Origin of the sequence: Chryseobacterium sp. P1-3, from assembly GCF_000738495.1 — a bacterium.
Taxonomy (GTDB): domain Bacteria; phylum Bacteroidota; class Bacteroidia; order Flavobacteriales; family Weeksellaceae; genus Chryseobacterium; species Chryseobacterium gallinarum.
Genome location: NZ_JPEQ01000004.1, coordinates 237,769 through 257,979, shown reverse-complemented (window position 1 = coordinate 257,979; position 20,211 = coordinate 237,769). Strand labels below are relative to the sequence as shown.

The 20,211-nt window shown below is 37.3% G+C and carries 16 protein-coding genes and 5 pseudogenes; 10 read left to right on the top strand and 11 right to left on the bottom strand.

All coding sequences use genetic code 11. The features are described 5' to 3' along the window. The first annotated feature begins 6 nt into the window (after nt 1–6). Both HX13_RS03965 and HX13_RS03960 read left to right on the top strand, forming a co-directional pair. Complete coding sequence (locus tag HX13_RS03965; protein WP_128572183.1) at nt 7–600, top strand: Crp/Fnr family transcriptional regulator; 594 nt, start codon at nt 7–9, stop codon at nt 598–600. A gap of 178 nt (nt 601–778) precedes the next feature. Next, nucleotides 779–1,243 (top strand): carboxymuconolactone decarboxylase family protein, encoded by a 465-nt coding sequence (locus HX13_RS03960; protein ID WP_050019986.1) that lies wholly within the window; start codon nt 779–781, stop codon nt 1,241–1,243. A 236-nt stretch (nt 1,244–1,479) separates the two neighbouring features. On the opposite strand, the pseudogene HX13_RS03955 reads toward HX13_RS03960, so the two are convergent. Continuing rightward, a pseudogene (locus HX13_RS03955) lies at nt 1,480–3,208 on the bottom strand (ABC transporter ATP-binding protein). A 561-nt stretch (nt 3,209–3,769) separates the two neighbouring features. Beyond that, nucleotides 3,770–4,495 (bottom strand): annotated as a pseudogene (gene lptB / locus HX13_RS03950) (LPS export ABC transporter ATP-binding protein); the annotation flags it as partial. A gap of 247 nt (nt 4,496–4,742) precedes the next feature. Here lptB and HX13_RS03945 point away from each other — a divergent pair. Continuing rightward, a complete protein-coding gene (locus HX13_RS03945) occupies nt 4,743–5,036 on the top strand; it encodes a TM2 domain-containing protein (protein WP_050019985.1) in 294 nt (97 codons plus the stop codon). 62 nt (nt 5,037–5,098) lie between these two features. Here the strand turns inward: HX13_RS03945 and hemB are convergent, their stop codons facing one another. Next, nucleotides 5,099–6,088 (bottom strand): porphobilinogen synthase, encoded by a 990-nt coding sequence (hemB, locus tag HX13_RS03940; protein ID WP_050019984.1) that lies wholly within the window; start codon nt 6,086–6,088, stop codon nt 5,099–5,101. A gap of 118 nt (nt 6,089–6,206) precedes the next feature. Here hemB and HX13_RS03935 point away from each other — a divergent pair, with 118 nt between their 5' ends. The 3 genes from HX13_RS03935 (at nt 6,207) to HX13_RS03925 (ending at nt 8,888) form a co-directional block, all read left to right on the top strand. Next, entirely contained in the window at nt 6,207–6,557 is a 351-nt protein-coding gene (locus HX13_RS03935; protein WP_050019983.1) for a T9SS type A sorting domain-containing protein, read from the top strand. A gap of 105 nt (nt 6,558–6,662) precedes the next feature. Continuing rightward, nucleotides 6,663–7,574, top strand: a complete 912-nt coding sequence (locus HX13_RS03930; protein ID WP_050019982.1) for an ABC transporter ATP-binding protein — start codon at nt 6,663–6,665, stop codon at nt 7,572–7,574. 3 nt (nt 7,575–7,577) lie between these two features. Continuing rightward, nucleotides 7,578–8,888 (top strand): ABC transporter permease, encoded by a 1,311-nt coding sequence (locus HX13_RS03925; RefSeq protein ID WP_050019981.1) that lies wholly within the window; start codon nt 7,578–7,580, stop codon nt 8,886–8,888. Nucleotides 8,889–8,995: 107 nt separating this feature from the next. Here the strand turns inward: HX13_RS03925 and HX13_RS03920 are convergent, their stop codons facing one another. From HX13_RS03920 to HX13_RS03885, 8 genes and pseudogenes are all read right to left on the bottom strand, one after another. Beyond that, entirely contained in the window at nt 8,996–9,664 is a 669-nt protein-coding gene (locus HX13_RS03920; RefSeq protein ID WP_050019980.1) for a porin family protein, read from the bottom strand. 21 nt (nt 9,665–9,685) lie between these two features. Beyond that, nucleotides 9,686–10,558 carry a succinate--CoA ligase subunit alpha gene (gene sucD / locus HX13_RS03915; RefSeq protein WP_050019979.1) on the bottom strand — a complete coding sequence of 291 codons (873 nt, stop codon included), beginning with the start codon at nt 10,556–10,558 and terminating at the stop codon, nt 9,686–9,688. A gap of 90 nt (nt 10,559–10,648) precedes the next feature. Beyond that, nucleotides 10,649–11,551: an LpxD N-terminal domain-containing protein gene (locus HX13_RS03910; protein WP_050019978.1), complete on the bottom strand. Its 903-nt coding sequence runs from the start codon at nt 11,549–11,551 to the stop codon at nt 10,649–10,651. Nucleotides 11,552–11,618: 67 nt separating this feature from the next. Further along, entirely contained in the window at nt 11,619–12,185 is a 567-nt protein-coding gene (gene efp, locus HX13_RS03905) for an elongation factor P (RefSeq protein ID WP_050019977.1), read from the bottom strand. Between the two features lie 105 nt (nt 12,186–12,290). Then, a pseudogene (gene lpxA / locus HX13_RS03900) lies at nt 12,291–13,086 on the bottom strand (acyl-ACP--UDP-N-acetylglucosamine O-acyltransferase). Next, nucleotides 13,087–14,485: pseudogene (locus HX13_RS03895) on the bottom strand (bifunctional UDP-3-O-[3-hydroxymyristoyl] N-acetylglucosamine deacetylase/3-hydroxyacyl-ACP dehydratase). After that, nucleotides 14,478–15,509, bottom strand: a complete 1,032-nt coding sequence (lpxD, locus tag HX13_RS03890) for a UDP-3-O-(3-hydroxymyristoyl)glucosamine N-acyltransferase (protein ID WP_050019976.1) — start codon at nt 15,507–15,509, stop codon at nt 14,478–14,480. The pseudogene HX13_RS03895 and the gene lpxD overlap by 8 nt, the downstream one beginning before the upstream one ends. Before the next feature lie 80 nt (nt 15,510–15,589). Beyond that, nucleotides 15,590–16,807 (bottom strand): HD domain-containing protein, encoded by a 1,218-nt coding sequence (locus HX13_RS03885; RefSeq protein ID WP_050020451.1) that lies wholly within the window; start codon nt 16,805–16,807, stop codon nt 15,590–15,592. Between the two features lie 107 nt (nt 16,808–16,914). Between HX13_RS03885 and HX13_RS03880 the strand changes: the two genes are divergently transcribed. From HX13_RS03880 to HX13_RS03865, 4 genes and pseudogenes are all read left to right on the top strand, one after another. After that, nucleotides 16,915–17,148 (top strand): hypothetical protein, encoded by a 234-nt coding sequence (locus HX13_RS03880; protein ID WP_050019975.1) that lies wholly within the window; start codon nt 16,915–16,917, stop codon nt 17,146–17,148. Beyond that, nucleotides 17,123–18,133, top strand: a complete 1,011-nt coding sequence (locus HX13_RS03875; RefSeq protein WP_050019974.1) for a hypothetical protein — start codon at nt 17,123–17,125, stop codon at nt 18,131–18,133. The genes HX13_RS03880 and HX13_RS03875 overlap by 26 nt, the downstream gene beginning before the upstream one ends. Beyond that, nucleotides 18,127–18,426: a S41 family peptidase gene (locus HX13_RS03870; RefSeq protein WP_050019973.1), complete on the top strand. Its 300-nt coding sequence runs from the start codon at nt 18,127–18,129 to the stop codon at nt 18,424–18,426. The genes HX13_RS03875 and HX13_RS03870 overlap by 7 nt, the downstream gene beginning before the upstream one ends. Nucleotides 18,427–18,557: 131 nt before the next feature. Next, a pseudogene (locus HX13_RS03865) lies at nt 18,558–20,103 on the top strand (PglZ domain-containing protein). Nucleotides 20,104–20,211: the final 108 nt, after the last annotated feature.

Genomic DNA, 20,211 nt, shown 5'->3' with positions numbered 1-20,211 from the left:
TATTTTTTGAACCTGACTTCATTGTTTATGCACCACCTTCCATTCATTCAAACTATTGAGAATATTTTTAAGCCGGATCAGACTGTTATGGATGAGCTGGTCTCCCATTTAGAACTCAGGAATTACAGAAAGGGAGATTATTTGTTGAAGGCTGATGAAACCTGCCGTTATTTTTATTTTATCGAAAAAGGGCTGGTCAAATTATTCTTTGACAATGGGGATAAGGATTTTATCATGACATTTTTTTCGGAAAACTCATTTTTTACAGAATTAAGCGGTTTTCTAACGGGTAATCCTTCCAAATATATGATTGTTGCCCTGGAACCCACTCAGGTTCTCCGTATCCATAAAGATGTTGTGGTAAGGCTTTGTAAAAACAATCATTCTGCAGAAACACTTTTCAGCAAGCTTTACTCAAAAGCTCCCGTGAATATGATGGGAAGGATCAGTGAAATGCTGGAGGATGATGGTAAAAAACGGTACATCAATTTTTTAAAGCAAAGACCTGACCTTATTCAACGGATCAGTCTTGGAGATCTTGCCGATTATATCGGAATTACCCAGGTTTCATTAAGCAGGATCAGAGCCCGGAAACTTTGAGGGAAAAGAAAACGAAAGCTGGAAGAGCAAAACTATTGTAAGCTGAATATATATAATTTGTCCCATAATATCTTCCAGCTCAGCTTCCAAATTCTTTCTTCATATTATTTATCATTTGTAAAAAAAATGCGGAAAATTCAGTTTTACATTTGTCACATAATAATTAAAAAACAATAGTATGTCACAAAGAATCAACGCATTTGCAATGGGGAACAAAGCTGTAAATGCACTTCACAACATGGGTTTTCAGGTACAACATTCTTCCTTGGACAATTCATTTCTGGAACTGTTATATTTCCGGGTTTCCCAAATGAACGGATGTGCTTTTTGCCTGGATATGCATTCTAAAGAATTAAGGGCTAAAGGGGAAACCGAGCAAAGAATCTACCTGGTAAGTGCCTGGAGGGAATGCTCGTTTTATACAGACAAAGAAAAAGCAGGATTACTGTGGGCGGAAACATTAACAGCTTTACATGGTAAAGAAGTTCCGGATGAAATCTACTCAAAAGTAAGCCTGCATTTCTCAGAAACGGAAATGGTAGATCTGACAATGGCTGTTATTGCCATTAACAGTTACAACAGAATCAATATTGCTTTTGGAGCAGATGTGGGAGCATATCAGGTTTCTGAAAAAACTAACTAAATAACTTGAGGTTAAGAAAATTAAGTATAAAGGGCCGGAGTTGAAAGAGGGATACTGGAAGTGACTTTCAGTTTTAATTATTGACAGGCCCCCCCAATTGATTTTACATTAAACAAAAAAGATGAATGGCTTTGTTTTTATGACCTTCATAGCTTCCATCTTCCACCTAACTAAATCAGAAATTCTTATTCCGAACTGACGTTAAATAATGAGCTCATCTGTACAGTTGAGCTTATTTAATTTTCTTTATATGTATTGACCAATTTATCCAGATTCAGGCTCCGTGCGGAAGCATCAAAAATTTCACGATACACTCCGTCTTTGCCATATAGTTCATCGTGCGTTCCATTTTCTACCACACGTCCTTTTTTCATAACATAGATGGTATCCGAATCCAGGATCTGGGACAGGGAATGAGAAATAATTACTACCGTCCTTCCCTCTTTAATAGCATCCAGGGAATTTTTAATCTGTTCTGTGGCAATCGCGTCCAGACTTGCTGTAGGTTCATCCAGAAAAATAATAGGTGGATTTTTGAGAAACAGCCTTGCAATGGCAATTCTTTGCTGCTGACCGCCTGACAGCTGCGTAGCATCATGTTGGTATCCATCGGGAAGGTCCATAATCTGTTCGTGCAGATATGCTTTTTTGGCCGCTTCCTCAATTTCTTTAAAGCTGGCATTCATATCTCCATAACGGATATTGTCTTCAATACTTCCCTGGAAAATATGGTTTCTCTGCAACACCAATCCCAGATCACTTCTGAGAAAAGTATTGTTATATTCATTCAGGTTGACACCATCCAGCAAAATATCCCCGGAGTCCGGCAGATAGAATTTGCATAAAAGGTTAATCACCGTTGACTTTCCTGCACCACTCAATCCAACCAGTGCGGTTGTTTTCCCGTTTTCAATTTTCATCGATACATTGTGGAGTGCTTTTGTACCATTAGGATAGGTAAAGTCAATATTTTTCAGTTCAAAAGTTCCCTTTATTTTCTGCTCTACAAATTTTCCGTTAGGCTCTGTTTCATCATCATCATTAAGAATGTCAAAGTATCCTTCGGCATAGATCATGGCATCATTCATATCATCATAGATCCTGTGCAATTGGCGGATGGGTGCCGAAACATTATTAAAAAGCATAATATGAAGCATAATTGCCCCAATGGTCATCTGCTGATCAAGCACAAGGTATACGGTCAACAGAATGATTAAAACGACTCCGAACTGCTCAATAAAAGTTTTCAGCCCATCATAAATAAAGTTTGTTTTCCTTGTAAACATCTGGCTTTCCATCAGCTGCATCTGAAGGTCATATTGCTTTTTACCTTCAAACTTTTCCCTTACGAAACTCTTAATGACCATAATGGAGTTGATAAGGTTTAAAAGTCCTGATGTTTTCTTTTCCCTCTGGTTTCTGAGCTGCCGGCGAACCCCGCTTAATTTTCCGGCCTGTAGTGAACTTATATAAAAATAAATAGGAACAATGATTGTGGATACTGCTCCTACATAGATATTCTGCATATACATAATAACCAGCGCAATAATGGCATTGGAAAAAAGAGGAAGAATATCAATAAAAAAAATTCTGGACCAGCTTGGTCAGGCTTTCAATTCCACGGTCAATCCTGATCTGCAGCTTCCCGGACTCATGATTCTCATCATTAAAATAAGCTACCCGATAGGTCAGGATTTTATCAATGGCTGATTGTGCCAGCACAGAGCTTACATTAATCCTGATCTTTTCACCATAGAATTTCTGTCCGAAATTAATAAAAATATTGAGAAGCTCCTTTCCTAATAAAATAATGGAAATAATGATGAGGATATGAATTCCTTCTGACATCGGATGAGGAAGATGGGTAAGCTCGGTTACTTCATCCACCGTATACTTCAGAACAATCGGGTTGACCTGGGCAGCCAATGCTCCCAGAAAGGTTAAAAATAATGTTCCATAAATCATTAACCGGTAAGGTCTGATAAATGGGACCAGCTGTTTGTAAATTCCGAATAAAGTAACTGTTCTGTTGAAAGGTTTTGCCATAGCATTATTTAAACTAAAAAACGTACCGTTTTCAAGAGAAAAGGTACGTTTTTATTATTATTTTCAGCTAAATAAGTTGCTTAATTTCAGTTTTTATTTTTTAATTTCCATCTCAATATCCCGAAAGAATATTGAAATTTATCATTACCCTTCATACATATACGTAGTCAGATAATGTAATTCCGGCTTACTTGCCCCTTTGGATTCAGCTTCTGCCTGTTCCATAGAATATTGGCTGTTGATCTCTTTCTTCTGGAAAACAAAAGAATTGTTGGCATTCTTATCGACCACTTCATTAAAGATATGTTCAATTTCGGAGTTGGCCAATGAAGCAAAACTGATATCTTCAAAACCATACATCAGCCTCAGGTCATCAAACTGTTTGAAATGTTCACTTACAAAACCCTGTAGCTGGGCTTTTGAATCAAAATTACCTGCCCAGATGTTATAGGCATATTTCTTCTTTTTCGGCTTATCCAAAATACTCTGATACACAAAGTTTTCACCAAGATACGCTTCTCTTACCTGCGGATCGTTGGCAAGATCTTCCGGAAGTCCTTCTTTAAGGATTTTCCCTTCAAACATGATATATGTTTTATTGGTAATGGCTAAAGTCTGCTGAACGTTGTGATCGGTAATCAGAATACCGATATTTTTATCTACCAGGCTTCTTACAATTTTCTGGATATCTTCTACCGCGATCGGGTCTACCCCGGCAAAAGGTTCATCCAACAAGATAAAGTTGGGATTGGTAGCAAGACAACGGGCAATTTCCGTCCTACGCCTTTCTCCACCGGAGAGGAGATCTCCCCTGTTTTTACGGACATGCTGTAAAGAAAACTCTTCGATCAGCTCGTCACATTTGATCTGCTGCTCACGTTTTGAAAGTTTGGTCAGCTGTAAAACTCCCATAATGTTTTCTTCTACGGATAGTTTTCTGAAAACTGAAGCTTCCTGTGCCAGGTAACCGATTCCCTTCTGGGCCCTGCGGTACATGGCATCAGTGGTAATCTCCTGCTTATCCAGAAAAATTTTCCCTGAAGTAGGCTTAACCAACCCTACGATCATATAAAACGATGTGGTTTTTCCTGCCCCGTTAGGTCCCAGCAAACCAACGATTTCTCCTTGTTGAACCTGTACGGAAACACCTTTTACAACTTTTTTAGGACCGTATTCCTTGATTAAATTTTCTCCTCGTAAAATCATGGAGCAAATATATCAAAAATATAAACTTAATGAGAGGCAAAATAAGGAAAAGGTAAAATAGCAAAATCGTAAATAAGCGGGTTTATAATTTCGGTTCCAGGTAAAATCCTATCAGTTTTTCAGCCTGATACTCCATGCCGGCATAAAACAAAATGGCAATTCATTTCTGTCTTTTAGCTTCTGTAACTTTTTATCGTTTCAGGCTACTTATCGTGAAACATATCAATCATTTACAAAATAGCAAGAAATGGAAAATTACGGTTATACAAAAACAGAAAACAACCCAAACCAACAAAATGGTATTCCCTATCGTTCGGAAAAGAAAATTCCTGCGGCAATTTTGGGAATTCTTGTAGGTTGGCTGGCTTTAAATAAATTCTATCTGGGGTATACCAAAGAAGGTATTATTCAGATCATCCTTAATATTGTAACATTGGGAGCAGCCTCTATTATTCCATTTATAGAAGGGATTCTTTATCTTTTTATGAGTGACAAGCAATTTGATGACACTTATGTTTATGGAAGAAAAGGCTGGTTATAAATCCCATGTATAATTTATAAAAAAACACCTCAATCCGGAGGTGTTTTTTATTTTCTTATGAATTATTTGTTTAAAATCATGGCCGCTTCTTTGGCAAAATAGGTAAAGATCATATCTGCTCCTGCCCTTTTGAAACACGTCAGGTTTTCAATAATTGTTTTATCATTATCCAGCCATCCGTTCTGAGCGGCAGCTTTTACCATGGCATATTCTCCGCTTACATTATAAACAGCAATCGGAAGATCAATCGCCTCACGTACTTTGGCAACAATGTCCAGATAAGGAAGTCCCGGTTTGATCATGATCACATCTGCACCTTCTTCAATATCTTTATATACTTCATTTAATGCTTCACGGGAATTGTGAAAATCCATCTGATAAGTTTTTTTATCTTTCGGAATCTCCATATCATCTTTCGGAGCACTGTCTAAAGCGCTTCTGAATGGTCCATAGAAAGAACTCGCATATTTTGCAGCATAACTTACAATCCCTACATCGGTAAATCCGCTTTCTTCCAATGCTTCACGGATGACCAAAATCCGGCCATCCATCATATCACTGGGTGCCACCATGTCAGCTCCTGCTTCTGCATGAGATACAGACATTCTGGCCAGTGCATCATTAGTTGCATCATTTAGAATTTTCCCATTTTCAATGATTCCATCATGACCATAAACAGAATAAGGATCCAACGCAACATCCGGCATAACCACCATTCCCGGAACCGCATCTTTGATTGCCCGAATCGTATTCTGCATCAAACCGTTTTTGTTCCATGCTTCTTTTCCGGTATTATCTTTCAGATGATCTGACACTTTCATGTACAAATTGACAGCTTTTACGCCCAAAGAAAATAATTCCTTACATTCTTTTACCGTCAGATCTATACTCCTCCTAAAAATTCCCGGCATCGACGGAATCGGTTCCTGCTTGTTTTCGCCCTCCATTACGAAGATCGGCATTACAAAATCATCAGTTGTAAGCACATTTTCTCTTACCAGACTTCTGATAGATTCATTAACTCTAAGTCTTCTATTTCTTGAATGTATCATTTTGGAATACTTTTTGAATAAGTTTTTACAAATTTACTACAAGTTCTATAAAAAACTATTGTATGAAATTGTAGAATTTATTACATTTGTTATATATATTCGAGAAATTATAAATTTGATGAAAAAATTTTTACTTTTAATTTTATTTGCAGGCACTTTTGTTGGGTTTTCCAACAATTTACAAGCTCAGCTGAAAGAGCCGGGTTCCATCTCACAGAAATCTGATGATGGAGTAATGATTGCCTATCCAAACCCTGCAAAGGATTATCTTATCATAAAGGCAAAGGATTCTTCTTTAAGAATCAAAAGTGTGACTTTTTATTCCATTTTGGGTATGCAGGTTGCCAGTTATACTGTCAATATGAATTCCGGGGAGATCAATATTGAAAAATTGAAACCGGGAAAATATCTGATCCGATATATTTTAAGTGACAACACGCAAAAGGTAACTCAAATCGTAAAACAATAAAACAGAATCCTGATAATCATCAGGATTTTTTCTTTTACATTGATCCTGTTTAATATTTCCGTAACTTTCAGGACTTTTTTATACCAATTGTAAAAGAACAATTTAATGTTAAAAGCTGAACATATTAAAAAGACCTATAATGCCGGAAAAAAGGTCGCCCTGGATGATTTCAGCATCCATGTTCCCAAAGGCAGCATCTATGGCCTTTTAGGACCCAACGGGGCCGGGAAAACTTCTTTCATCCGTATCATCAATCAGATTACCCAGGCCGACTCCGGAGATATTTTTATCAATGGAGAAAAGCTGAATCCCGCTCATATTAAAGATATCGGCTATATGCCTGAAGAAAGGGGCTTATACAAGAATATGAGTGTGGGAGACCAGATCCTTTATTTCGGGGAGCTTAAAGGTATGAGTAAAAATGAGGCTCTGAATGAGGCTAAAAAATGGTTTGACAAACTTCATATTGATCAATGGTGGAAAAAAAAGCTCTCTGAACTTTCCAAGGGGATGGCGCAGAAGATTCAGTTTGTAGTGACTGTTCTCCACCGTCCGCATCTTTTGATTCTGGATGAACCTTTCTCCGGTTTTGATCCCGTAAATGCAAATTTAATTAAAGATCAGATTATTGACCTCAAAAACAACGGAACCACCATTATCCTTTCTACCCACAGAATGGAAAGCGTGGAAGAAATGTGTGATTATGTCGCCCTGATTAATCATTCAAAAAAAATCATAGATGGAAGAGTTTTTGACGTAAGGGAAAAATTTAAAAAAAATATTTTTGGAATTACTCTTTCTGAAGTAAATCATGATCATCTTGAAAGTTTTAAGAATAAATATGAAATTTTCAATCTTGCTCATGAGAACAATCTTGTCTCTTTTGATCTGAAGAATGAAACTGATCAGAACCATATTCTTCTGGATCTTATCCATGTAGGGAAAGTGCGGTCATTCGACGAAAGAATTCCGAGTATGAATGAAGTGTTTATTAATGCCGTAAGTAACCATTCTTAATTTATGAATAATATTTTTTTAATTACCAAAAGGGAATTTCTTACACAGGTTAAGAAGAAGTCTTTCATCATCTTAACTTTACTTGCTCCTATCTTAATCATTGCTTTCGGAGCAGTAATCGGGCTTATGTTTAAAGCCAATGAATCCCACAGCATTATAGAAGTTGTTGATAAAAGCGGACTGTTTACCAACCAACTCCAGTCTAACGACAAGCTCAATTATGTATTTGTTTCTGCTGCAGACGAAAAGTCAAAGATCAATAATTTAAAAGGAAATGAGTCTTTAGATGGCATCCTTATTTTGCCGGAACTGAAAAATCAGGACTTCAATGAGCTGGAAACCGGAACAAGACTGGTTATCAACAGCAAAATAGGATTGGATACGAAACAGAAGATCGTTTCTGATATCAGCAATGTTATTAAAAAAGAAAAAATCAAACAACTAGGCATCCAGGAGGCTCAGCTGATTGATCTTGATAAAGGATTCAGTTTGAAAACGATTAATGTTTCAGATAATAACAAGGAGGATTCTGATCTTGCTTTCGGGGTAAAAACAGGACTCAGCATGATTCTGATGTATGTAACTTTTATGTTCATCATTATTTATGGGGTACGGGTGATGCGAAGTGTTCTGGAAGAAAAGAACAATCGTGTGGTGGAAATCATTATTTCGTCTGTTAAACCTTTTGAGCTGATGATGGGAAAAATCCTGGGGGTAACTTTCGTTGCCCTTACGCAGTTTATTATCTGGATCACCATGTCTGTTATCGGAGCCTTGGTTTTAAATACCGGTTTTTCATCTATTCAGAAGAATATTCCGGGCGGAAACGAACAATTAGCCGATAAACTGGATATTACCCAGCTTGCAACCCAGATCTCTCATAGCTTACTGGAAATGAATTTTCCGTTGATTATTTTTGTATTTATTGTCTTTTTCCTTTTAGGATATATTTTTTACAGTTCAATTTATGCCGCTATTGGTTCGGCTGTAGACAACGAAACAGAAACGCAACAGTTTACTTTATTTGCTATTTTGCCTCTGATGCTGGGTATGTATGGCAGCTTTTCACTGATGAATAATCCTGACGGTCCACTCGGCTTTTGGCTGTCTATCATTCCTTTTACATCACCTGTTGCCATGATTGCAAGAATACCATTCGGGGTTCCGGTATGGCAGCTTGTTCTTTCTATAGCCCTATTATTGGGGACTACTATTTTCATGATCTTCCTGGCAGGGAAAATTTACCGGGTAGGTATTTTGATGTATGGGAACAAAGCAACGTTAAAAGAGCTCTGGAAGTGGATCAGAGGCTAAAATAATGGCTAGTTATTGTAAAAATAACCGCTCATTCTTAGAAATACATATAAAATAAAATCCCGGAAATTGAATTTCCGGGATTTTTTATATTCTGAATACAGTATTTACTTGAATATGTAGCTTAGAGTAAGTGCTAAAACCTGTTCTGATTTCTTCTTATCAGTTCCTCCTTTTTCTTTTGCAAGGCCAGGGAAAGTATCTGAAAGACCAAGATCATATTTAACAGCAAGTTCCAATTGTCTCTTATAGCTATATCCTACTCCCAATCCTATTCCCCAGTTAAAGCTTTTCGCTTTTCCATTCACAGCCGGGTTGGTAGGATCCGCAACATCCGGGTCATAATAAGGTCTGCTTACAGGAGCATTTTTAACATTCTGACTTAATAAAAAATTAAATCTAGGGCCTAATAACCCAAAGAATTCCGATTCAGCTTCTGAAAAATACCCTTTAAAGTATAAAGGTACACTCAGATAGTTATTGGCATACACCGCATCATAACCGTCTTTTCCTTTTGCATCTTTATCCTTCCCGGTTTCTCCTGCACCATAGTACAATACTTCCGGTTGTATAAAGAATTGGTTTGCCTTCCCTACCGGGATCATGGCCAAAGCTCCACCTTGTGCAGTGTATCTAGGGCCGGAGGGATTGTGGGCATTTGCTACTCTGGAATAGTTTAAACCTCCGGTAAGACCAAATCGTGTGCTTTTCCATTGAATTTGAGCAAATGATAAAGCGGAAAAAGTCAAAGCTGAGGCTAATAAAAGTTTTTTCATATATGGTTTGGTTTTATAAAATTATCCTAGAACTTTTGCTACAGTAGCACCAATATCAGCAGGAGAGTCTACAACGTTGATACCGTTTTCTCTCATGATTTCCATTTTAGCCTGAGCTGTATCTTCTGCACCTCCTACGATAGCACCGGCATGTCCCATTGTTCTTCCTTTTGGAGCTGTTTGTCCGGCGATGAATCCTACAACCGGTTTAGTAGATCCGCTTGCTTTGTACCATCTTGCTGCTTCAGCTTCTAATCCTCCACCGATTTCACCAATCATTACAACAGCATCAGTTTCAGGGTCGTTAATAAATAGCTCTAATGCTTCTCTTGTAGTAGTTCCGATGATTGGGTCCCCTCCGATACCGATTGCAGTAGAAATACCATAACCTGCTCTTACTACCTGGTCAGCAGCTTCGTAAGTAAGAGTACCTGATTTTGAAACGATACCTACTTTACCTTTTTTGAAAACGAAACCTGGCATAATACCAATTTTAGCTTCTTCAGAAGTAATGATTCCAGGGCAGTTCGGTCCGATTAATCTGCAGTCTCTGTCTGCGATATAAGACTTTACTTTTACCATATCAGCTACAGGAATTCCTTCAGTAATACATACGATTACTTTGATCCCTGCTTCAGCAGCTTCCATGATAGCATCTGCTGCGAATGCCGGTGGTACGAAAATGATACTTACGTTTGCTCCTGCTTTTTGAACAGCGTCAGCTACTGTATTAAATACCGGTTTTCCAAGGTGCTCGCTACCTCCTTTCCCCGGAGTAACACCACCTACTACGTTGGTTCCGTATTCAATCATCTGACCTGCATGGAAAGTACCTTCGTTTCCAGTAAATCCTTGTACAATTACTTTAGAATCTTTGTTTACTAAAATTGACATTTTATTGTTGTTTTAATTTATTTATTATTTTATTAATGCTCACAAATTTACTCAAATTTCTTTGATTTCGGATAAAACCTTTGGAATTGTTTATTTGAGATTTCTCAGCTTTACTTCTTTTTTCAGATATGTTTTAAAATCTTCTGCAAACATTCCGATATAGGTACCTTTTTCCAGATCCCTGTTCACTCCTGTTTTTCCCAGAAGTACAGATCCTTTCTCGACTTTATTACCGGAAGCAATGCCTACCTGTCCCCATATAGTAACTTCATCCTCTATGATACAGCATCCTGCAATTCCTACCTGAGAGGCTATCAGACATTTTTTACCGATAACGGTATCATGTCCGATCTGAATCTGATTATCCAAAACAGAGCCTTCTCCTATGATGGTAGAGTCTGTAACTCCCCGGTCTATCGTGCAGCCATTTCCGATTTCCACATTATTTTCAATGATTACATTTCCTACAGAGATCAGTCGGTCAAAGTTTCCGTTTAATTTTCTGTAATAAAATGCGTCGCCTCCTAACACCGTGTTGGACTGAATAATGACATTATCCCCGATTTCCGTACGGTCCCCTATGACAACATTTGGGAAAATAAGGGTATTCTTTCCAATTTTCACATTATTACCAATGACGGCTGAAGAATGAATTTTTGTCCCTTCGCCTATTTCAACATCGTGAAGTTCTTCCGTAAAATTGTATATTCTGGTAAAATGGGTATTGATTGCATTAAAGTCCCTGAAAGGATCATCAGAAACCAGAAGCGCTTTGCCTTCCGGGCATTCTACTTCTTTATCAATGAGAATAACAGTTGCTGCAGAGTTTAATGCTTTATCATAATATTTGGGATGATTAACAAAAACAATATCCCCGGGTTTTACCCTATGAATTTCATTGGTTCCCAGTACTTCAAAGTCTTCCGGGCCAATATATTTTGAGCCTATTAAATCAGCTATCGTTTTAAGCTTTTGTGGAGAATGAAATCTCATAACAATAGATTTTCTTATAAAACAAAATTCGGACTGCTAATGCAAACCGAATTTATGTAAATTTTATTTATTCTTTTACCCTTTCCAGGTAGCTACCGTCCTCAGTATTTACTTTAATTCTGTCTCCCGGCTCAATAAACAAAGGAACCATTACTCTTGCTCCTGTCTCAACGATTGCATTTTTAAGAGCATTGGTTGCTGTATTTCCTTTTACTCCCGGATCAGCCTCAATCACATCCAGGTATACTGATTGCGGAAGTTCAGCGGAAAGCGGAGTTTCATCAGCTTCTTTCAGAATGATTGTTACTTCTTCCCCGGCTTTCATAAACTGGGAGTTTTCGATCATTTCTTTGTTGATATATAACTGAGAGAAATCATCATTGTTCATAAAATGGAATCCGTTCTCATCATCATACAGATACTGAAATTTTCTGGTGATTACTTTTACTTCATCAATTTTGTGCCCGGCAGAGAAAGTATTATCAATTACTTTACCGTTAGTCACTGACTTTAATTTTGTTCTTACGAAAGCAGGTCCTTTACCCGGTTTTACGTGAAGAAACTCGATTACTTTATAAATATCATTGCTATACTCTATGCACAGCCCTTTTCTGATATCGTTACTTGTTGCCATTAATTATATTATCTTGTTTTTATTAAATTTTAACCGGCCATGGTGAATACCAAATTTGCAGAATCTGCATTTTCAACTTTCTTTGCCTTTTGCCTTGGTATTTCTTTAGTTGCTGTCTTTACTTGTCCCGTATCCTTTTACAATACCTCTCGGTGAGTTCTGGATAAACTGAAGAATCTCGTCTCTCTCAGCAGTAGGTAACATTTCTTTTTCAATGTATGCCAAAGCCTGGGAAACGTTCATTTTCATTTGGAAAATAGCCCTGTAAATCTTTTGAATTTCAAAAATTTTCTCATTGGAAAAACCTCTTCTTCTTAAACCAACAGAATTGATTCCTGCATAAGAGATAGGATCTCTGGCGACTTTCACATAAGGAGGAATATCTTTTCTGATCAAAGATCCGCCGGATATCATGGTATGTTTTCCGATTTTACCAAACTGCTGAACGGCAGATAATCCGCCCATTACGGTAAAATCCCCGATTTCCACATGTCCGGCAATACCGCAGCCATTCGCAATAATCACGTTATCTCCTATGATACAGTCGTGAGCGACATGCGAAGTTGCCATGATAAGGCAATTGCTTCCTACTTTTGTATATCCTAATGCCTTGGTTCCTCTGTTTACCGTTACACATTCTCTCAGAGTTGTATTATCACCAATGATTGTCTGTGTATCTTCTCCATCAAATTTTAAGTCCTGAGGAATGGCAGAAATAACTGTTCCCGGAAAGATTTTGCAATCTCTTCCAATTCTCGCTCCGTCCATGATGGTAACGTTGGGGCCTATCCATGTTCCTTCTCCAATTTCTACGTCCCCTGCAATTGTTGTAAAAGGTTCTACAATTACATTTTTGCTGATTTTTGCGCGTTTTATCTACGGCTGCTAATTGATGAATCATTTAATCAACTTTATTTTTTGCAACTTGAGCCATTAGCTCTGCTTCTACTGCTACTGTATCTCCTACATATCCGTATCCCTGCATATGAACGATACCTCTTCTGATCGGCTCTATCAATTCAATTTTGAAAATAATGGTATCTCCCGGAACTACTTTTCTTTTGAATTTTACTTTATCGATTTTAATAAAATAAGTAGAATAGTTTTCAGGATCCGGAACACTTGCCAGTACCAGAATACCTCCGGTCTGTGCCAGCGCTTCCACCTGAAGAACACCAGGCATTACAGGCTCCTTAGGAAAATGTCCTACGAAGAAAGGTTCATTCATTGTCACATTTTTCAAACCTACAACATGAGAATCAGAAAGTTCAAGGACTTTATCAATCAATAAGAATGGAGGCCTGTGAGGCATAAGCTTCATAATGCCGTTGATATCAAATACCGGCTCTTTGGTTAAATCAAAGTCCGGAACGTTTTTTCTTTTTCTGCAATTTCCACTGACGGTTTAATTTTTTTGCAAACTGAGTATTTACATAATGCCCGGGTTTGTTGGCAATAACCTTTCCTTTTATTTTCACTCCGGCCAGAGCTAAATCACCGATTACATCAAGTAATTTATGTCTTGCCGCTTCATTCGGATAGTTTAAATTTAAATTATCCAATATCCCGTTAGGCCTGATAGAAACATTATCTTTCCCAAATGCTTTTTTCAGTTTTTCTGTAGTTTCCGGAGTAAGGTCTTTATCTACATAGACAATGGCATTGGAAATATCTCCTCCTTTGATTAATCCGTGATCTAAAAGCATTTCCAACTCGTGCAGGAAACTAAAGGTTCTTGCAGAAGAAATTTCGTCTTTAAATTCGGAAATATTTTTTAGGGTGGCATTTTGGGTTCCCAGCACTTTAGTGCCAAAATCTACCATTGTTGTTACTTCGTAAGTATCTGAAGGAATAATTGTGATCTCCGAACCGGTTGCCGGGTCACTGTACGTAAGAACTTCTTTAATTACCAGATATTCTCTGGCTACATTTTGATCCACTACCCCAACGCTTTCGATCGCTTCTACGAAGAATTTCGAGGATCCGTCTAAAATCGGGGGTTCGGAAGCATCCATTTCTAAAATTGCGTTATCAATATCGCAACCTACTAAAGCTGCCAGGAGATGTTCACAAGTTGTAATCTTTACTCCCAGTTTCTCTAATGTTGTTCCTCTCTCTGTTGCTACAACATAATTTACATCTGCTTCCACCTGGGGACTTCCCTCCAGGTCTGTTCTTACAAATACAAAACCTGTATTTTCTTTTGCAGGCTTAATGGTAAGTTTTACTTCTCTACCCGTATGAAGACCAATTCCAGAAAGAGTTACCTCTTGCTGGAGTGTTTTTTGCATATCACTCATTAGTATTATCTTTTGAGTTATTCTCAAGATTATTTATTCTGCTTACAATTTCAGGGAAACTTCTAAAATGAACATAGCTTCTCAAATAGTCATTATAACTAATTGCCGGAGATCCATACAGTGTTTCTTTATCATTAACGCTGGAATTCACACCACTCTGAGCCTGAATTTTCACCTGATTTCCTATTTTAATATGTCCCACAATTCCTACCTGACCTCCAATCTGATTCCAGTCTCCTATTGTAGTGGAACCTGCGATTCCCGCCTGTGCTGCAATCACGTTATTCTGACCGATTTTCACATTATGGGCAATCTGGATCAGGTTATCAATTTTGGTTCCTTTCCCAATAATTGTAGAACCGATTGTAGCCCGGTCTATACTGCAGTTTGACCCTATTTCAACATCATCTTCAATAATGACATTTCCTAATTGAGGGATTTTCTTAAACCCTTCCGCTGTTGGTTGAAAACCAAATCCATCCCCTCCTACTACCGTATTGGAATGGATGACACAATTGTCTCCGATGACACAGTAATCATAAATTCTGGCTCCACTGTCTATTTTACAGTTTTTACCGATTTTCACTCCCTTTCCTATATATACATGAGGATAAATCTGTGATCCTTCTCCTATTTTAGCCTTTTCCGAAACATAGGTAAACGCCCCGATATAAGCTTTATCACCTATTACGGCTGTATCGTGAATAGATGATCCGTTTTCAATACCTTCTTTTCTTCCTTTCATCTCCTGATATAAATTCATCAGAACCTGGAAAGACAGATAGGCATCTTTTACAACGATTAAGGTAGGAGTATAAGTATCTTTAACCAGAAGTTTTTCCGAAACAATAATAACGGAACATTTTGAGGTATCTAAAAAATGAGAAAAACGATCTTGTGCTATAAAAGAAAGATGTCCTGATTCCCCATTTTCGATTGGTGAAACCCCTTTAATAAGTGCGTTCTCGTCACCTATTATTTTTCCGTCAATAAAACTTGCAATTTGCGAAGCTGTAAATTCCATATTCTGCAAAGATAAGAAATTCTAGAATTTGCAAACATGTTTTAATTTCAGATCGTAAATTTTAATAATTTTTAAGAATCTTACCGGGAAATATCCCTTGGAAACATGAGGATATATCTTGTGGTCTTATGCACCATTAAACCTGATAAAAGCTGATCTTCCGACTCATGCAGCCGTGTTTTTTTTCCATTTTTCTGTAGTAAATAAATGGGCTGTTTTTCGGTATTGTAAGGCAGCAGTTTTCTTTTAATTTCATGTACCAGTGCTTCACCATTGCCGATTCCGAAAAATTCATTAGTCTTTTTTATTTTTTCAGCAATCACCTCCTTATCAAACGGATGGGATGAAATGATAGTTTTCGGAAGGTTTCTCCCGATCACACAAGCACACCAATATGATAAAATAAAATCATCCGAATGCTGCCATTCTTTCATCGCATGAATAATATCATTATCATCAAGCCTGGTAAATCTTTCGATGTCTTCATCTGTTGCAGCGCTTTTTTCACGATATAAAAAGTATTTCAGATTTTCAGTAGCCGGAAGGTTTATTCCCTGGGAAACCAGAAGCTTGGCTCTTTCCAGAATTTTTACCAAAAGGTATTCCGCCAGAGCAGAGGTTTTATGATAGTATACCTGCCAATACATAAACATTCTGGCCGTTAGAAAGTTTTCAATAGAATAAATTCCTTTTGCATCAATAACCAGCTCTCCTTCTTCGCAGACATTCATCATTGAAATAATCCTTTGTGTGTTGATGTTCCCTTCCGATACGCCTGTAAAAAAACTGTCTCTTTTCAAATAATCCAACCGGTCTACATCCAATTGAGATGAAATCAGCTGATTAAAAAACTTTCTATGGTATTTCCCCTGAAACATTTCAATAGCGACAGATAATTGTCCCTGAAATTCATCATTCAGCTTATTCATCAATAATAACGAAAGGTTTTCATGATGCCAGTCATCCATCAGCATACTTTCCAAGGCATGGGAAAAGGGACCATGACCAATATCATGCATCAGAATAGCCAGCATTGCCCCTTTTTCTTCTTCTTCGGAAATTTTTACTCCTTTCTGCTTTAATGTTTCCAATGCTGTAAACATCAAATGCATCGCTCCCAGTGCATGATGAAACCTTGTGTGGGTGGCTCCCGGAAAAATCAGGTTTAAAAGTCCGGTCTGCCCGATTCTTCTCAATCTCTGAAAGTAAGGATGTTCAATGATATCAAATAAAATTTCGTGTGGGATCTTGATAAATCCGTGAACAGGATCGTTGATGATCTTTAGCTTATTCTGCATTGCAACGTCATAATTAGTAAACAAAGTTAGGCATTTTAAATTTGAGTGGTTATTAAATTTTTGAGAAGAAATGGAGTTTAAAAACATTCAAATATTATCATCCCAGTGTGGCAAAGGGCAACCTTGAATGGGACAGACAACTGCTCCATAAAATAGATGAACTTAAAGAGATTAATGATAAAAAAGCTTTAAATAAATTGTATTCCCAATGGATTGAAAGCCTGGGAAATGTTCCGGCCTGCAAAAAATGTAAAGTAATTGAGGGAAAGTCCTATTTTTTAAAAAACTTCGACCTGGGCTGGATCGACAATTCTGATGTTTTTAGTAAAAAAAATTTCTGAAAAACTCCACTATATCGAAAACAACAGGAATACCGGAGATCATTATTATTTCGGTGTAGGAAACAGAAAAATATATTTCCGGAATGAAAAGTCTTACGGAGCTGGGTATACTTCTAAGTCAATTGCTCTGCTGGAGCTATTCAGATACTGGAATTATATTGAGTATTTTTTCCCTTATAAATACGAAACGGACCAGCCTTGGAATGATGTCCTTACGGAAATGATCCCTAAATTCCTTCTGGCAAACAATGATGAAAGTTACCATCTGGCTTTAGCCGAATTAGTTGCAAAAACTGATGATTCCCATGCTTATCTTTACTCAAAACATATCAGTCTTTCTCTTTATGGAAACAGAAAAGTTCCTGTAGAATATTCTTATGCGGAAGGGAAATTGCTGGTTACGAAAATCAATTCTACCCGTTTTCGCGAAAAAAGCCTGCTGAACATTGGAGATGTGATTTATGATATTGAAGGTAAAACCATCCCGGAAATGGTTAACAGTTTTGCACAATATGTACCTGCATCCAATTCGTGGGGGAAACTCCATAAAGTAAAAAACTTTTTTCTTATGAGTCCTAAAGATTCCGTGGCCATGAAAATCGAAAGGAGCGGGCAAAACTTGATGGTAACTGCGAAAACCTATTATAGTAAGGATATTATCACTGAAAAAAGTATAGCTCCCGCCAAGTGGAAATTCATTGATCCTGAAAAGAAAACCGGCTACGTGGATATGGGGATCATTGAAAAGGAAGATCTGGATGAAATGTACGGGAGTCTGAAGTCTGCCCAATCTATTATATTTGATCTCAGAAATTATCCCAGACAGACCATTATTCCTTTAAGCAGATTACTGCTACCCGCAACCGTCCCTTATTACCGGTTTAATTTTCCTGAAACCAATTATCCCGGGAAGTTTTATAGCATCACCAACAGTATCGGGAGGAATAATCCTGAATACTATAAAGGAAATGTAGTCGTTTGGTAAACGAGAGTACCCAAAGCCAGGCTGAAACAACCGTAATGATGCTAAAGCAGCATCCGAAAGCCAAAGTGATTGGCAGCAATACTTCCGGAGCTAACGGAGATGTCATTACTTTTAAAATTGCAGGTCTTGACACCCGCTTTACAGGTCTCGGGGCTTATTACCCCGATGGCAGGGAAACACAAAGAATCGGCATTATTCCGGATATCATTGTAAGACCGACTATAGAGGGGCTTAAAGAAGGTAAAGACGAAGTTCTGGAAAGAGCTTTGCATTACATAAAAACCAATGAATAATAGTGCAGATACAGGATGTCCTGATATGGATTTTCATTTAACTAATATTTAACTTTTAATCTTCCTAATTTGTGAGATTTTAAAAGGATTTGGTCAACATTTTGATACAATAACCATGTAAAAAATAAATTATGTCAGAAAAGATATTATGGATCGATGATGAAATAGATTTACTTAAACCTCATATCGTATTTTTTAGAAAAAAAGGGTTACCAGGTAACCCCTGTTAATAATGTGAATGAAGCTTTAGAGCTTATGGATTCTGAGAAGTTTGCATTAACATTAATTGATGAGAATATGCCGGGCATTTCCGGACTGGAAGCAATTCCTATGATTAAGGAAAAAGATAATTCCTTAAAAATAGTAATGGTTACCAAAAGCGAGGAGGAGCACATTATGGAAGAAGCAATAGGCTCCCAAATTGCCGATTATATCCTGAAACCGGTAAATCCGAATCAGATCCTTCTTTCATTAAAGAAAAATCTCCAACAGGAAAACCTTGTTGAACAAAAAACAATTTTGCAGTATCAGCAGGAATTCAGAAACCTTTCGATGGAACTTTCTTACCTGAGAACATACCAGGATTGGGCAGAGTATTATAAGAAAATTCTCAGTTGGGAAATCAAATTTGATAAGGTTGCAGACAATGAATTCGCTGATCTTTTACAATCACAAAAGGAGGAAGCCAATATCCAGTTTGCCAAGTTCATTGAAAAGAATTACGAAAACTGGCTTACAGATTCAGATAAACCTATCATGAGTCACACTCTTTTCAAAGAGAAAGTAAAACCTGAGGTTGAAAAAGAAAAAGTGCTTTTATTGATGGTTGACAATCTTCGTTATGATCAATGGAAAGTTATTGAACCTTTATTTACAAAATATTACAATAAAATATCAGAAGACTACTATTACAGTATTCTTCCTACTGCTACGCAATATGCAAGAAACTCATTCTTTGCCGGCCTGATGCCATCAGAAATTGAGAAGCGTTTTCCTGAAAAATGGTTTAATGATAATGAGGAAGGAAACAAAAATGAATTTGAGCGGGATTTTCTGGAAGACCAGATGAAAAGGATCGGTCTTGGATCCAAATCCATGAAATATCTTAAAGTATTGAATGCTGATTTTGAAAGAAAAATCTACGACGATTTTAATCAGCATAAGAACAATGATCTGTTGGTTATTGTCTATAACTTTATTGATATCCTGTCCCATGCTAAAACGGACAATCATATTGTAGACCAGCTTATCCGTGATGATAAAACTTTCCGGTCCCTTACCTTCAACTGGTTTGAAAATTCTTCATTGATGAAAATTATCAAAACAGCGGCTGAAAACGGATATAAATTGGTGATCACAACAGATCATGGAACTGTTTATGTAAAAAAGCCAAGCAAAGTGGTAGGAGACAGGGAAACCTCTACCAATATCCGTTATAAAACCGGTAAAAGCTTAACCTATGATGATAGTGATGTATGGGCTATCACCAACCCGGAAAAACTGTTCCTGCCAAAAGGAAATCTCAGCTCTAAATATATTTTTGCCAAAAATAATATTTTCCTTGCCTATCCGAAGAATTACAATCACTTTGTAAATTATTATAAAGAAACATATCAACATGGAGGAATTTCACTGGAAGAGTGTATTATTCCTATAAGCATTTTAGAACCCAAGTAGTTTTTTTCATAGTTTATTTAATATTGGGTTTGGAGCGGAAAAAATCGATCGATTTTTTCCGCTTCTTTTTTTATAGTCTTCAAGAGTTCATATCTTCGTAAAAAATAA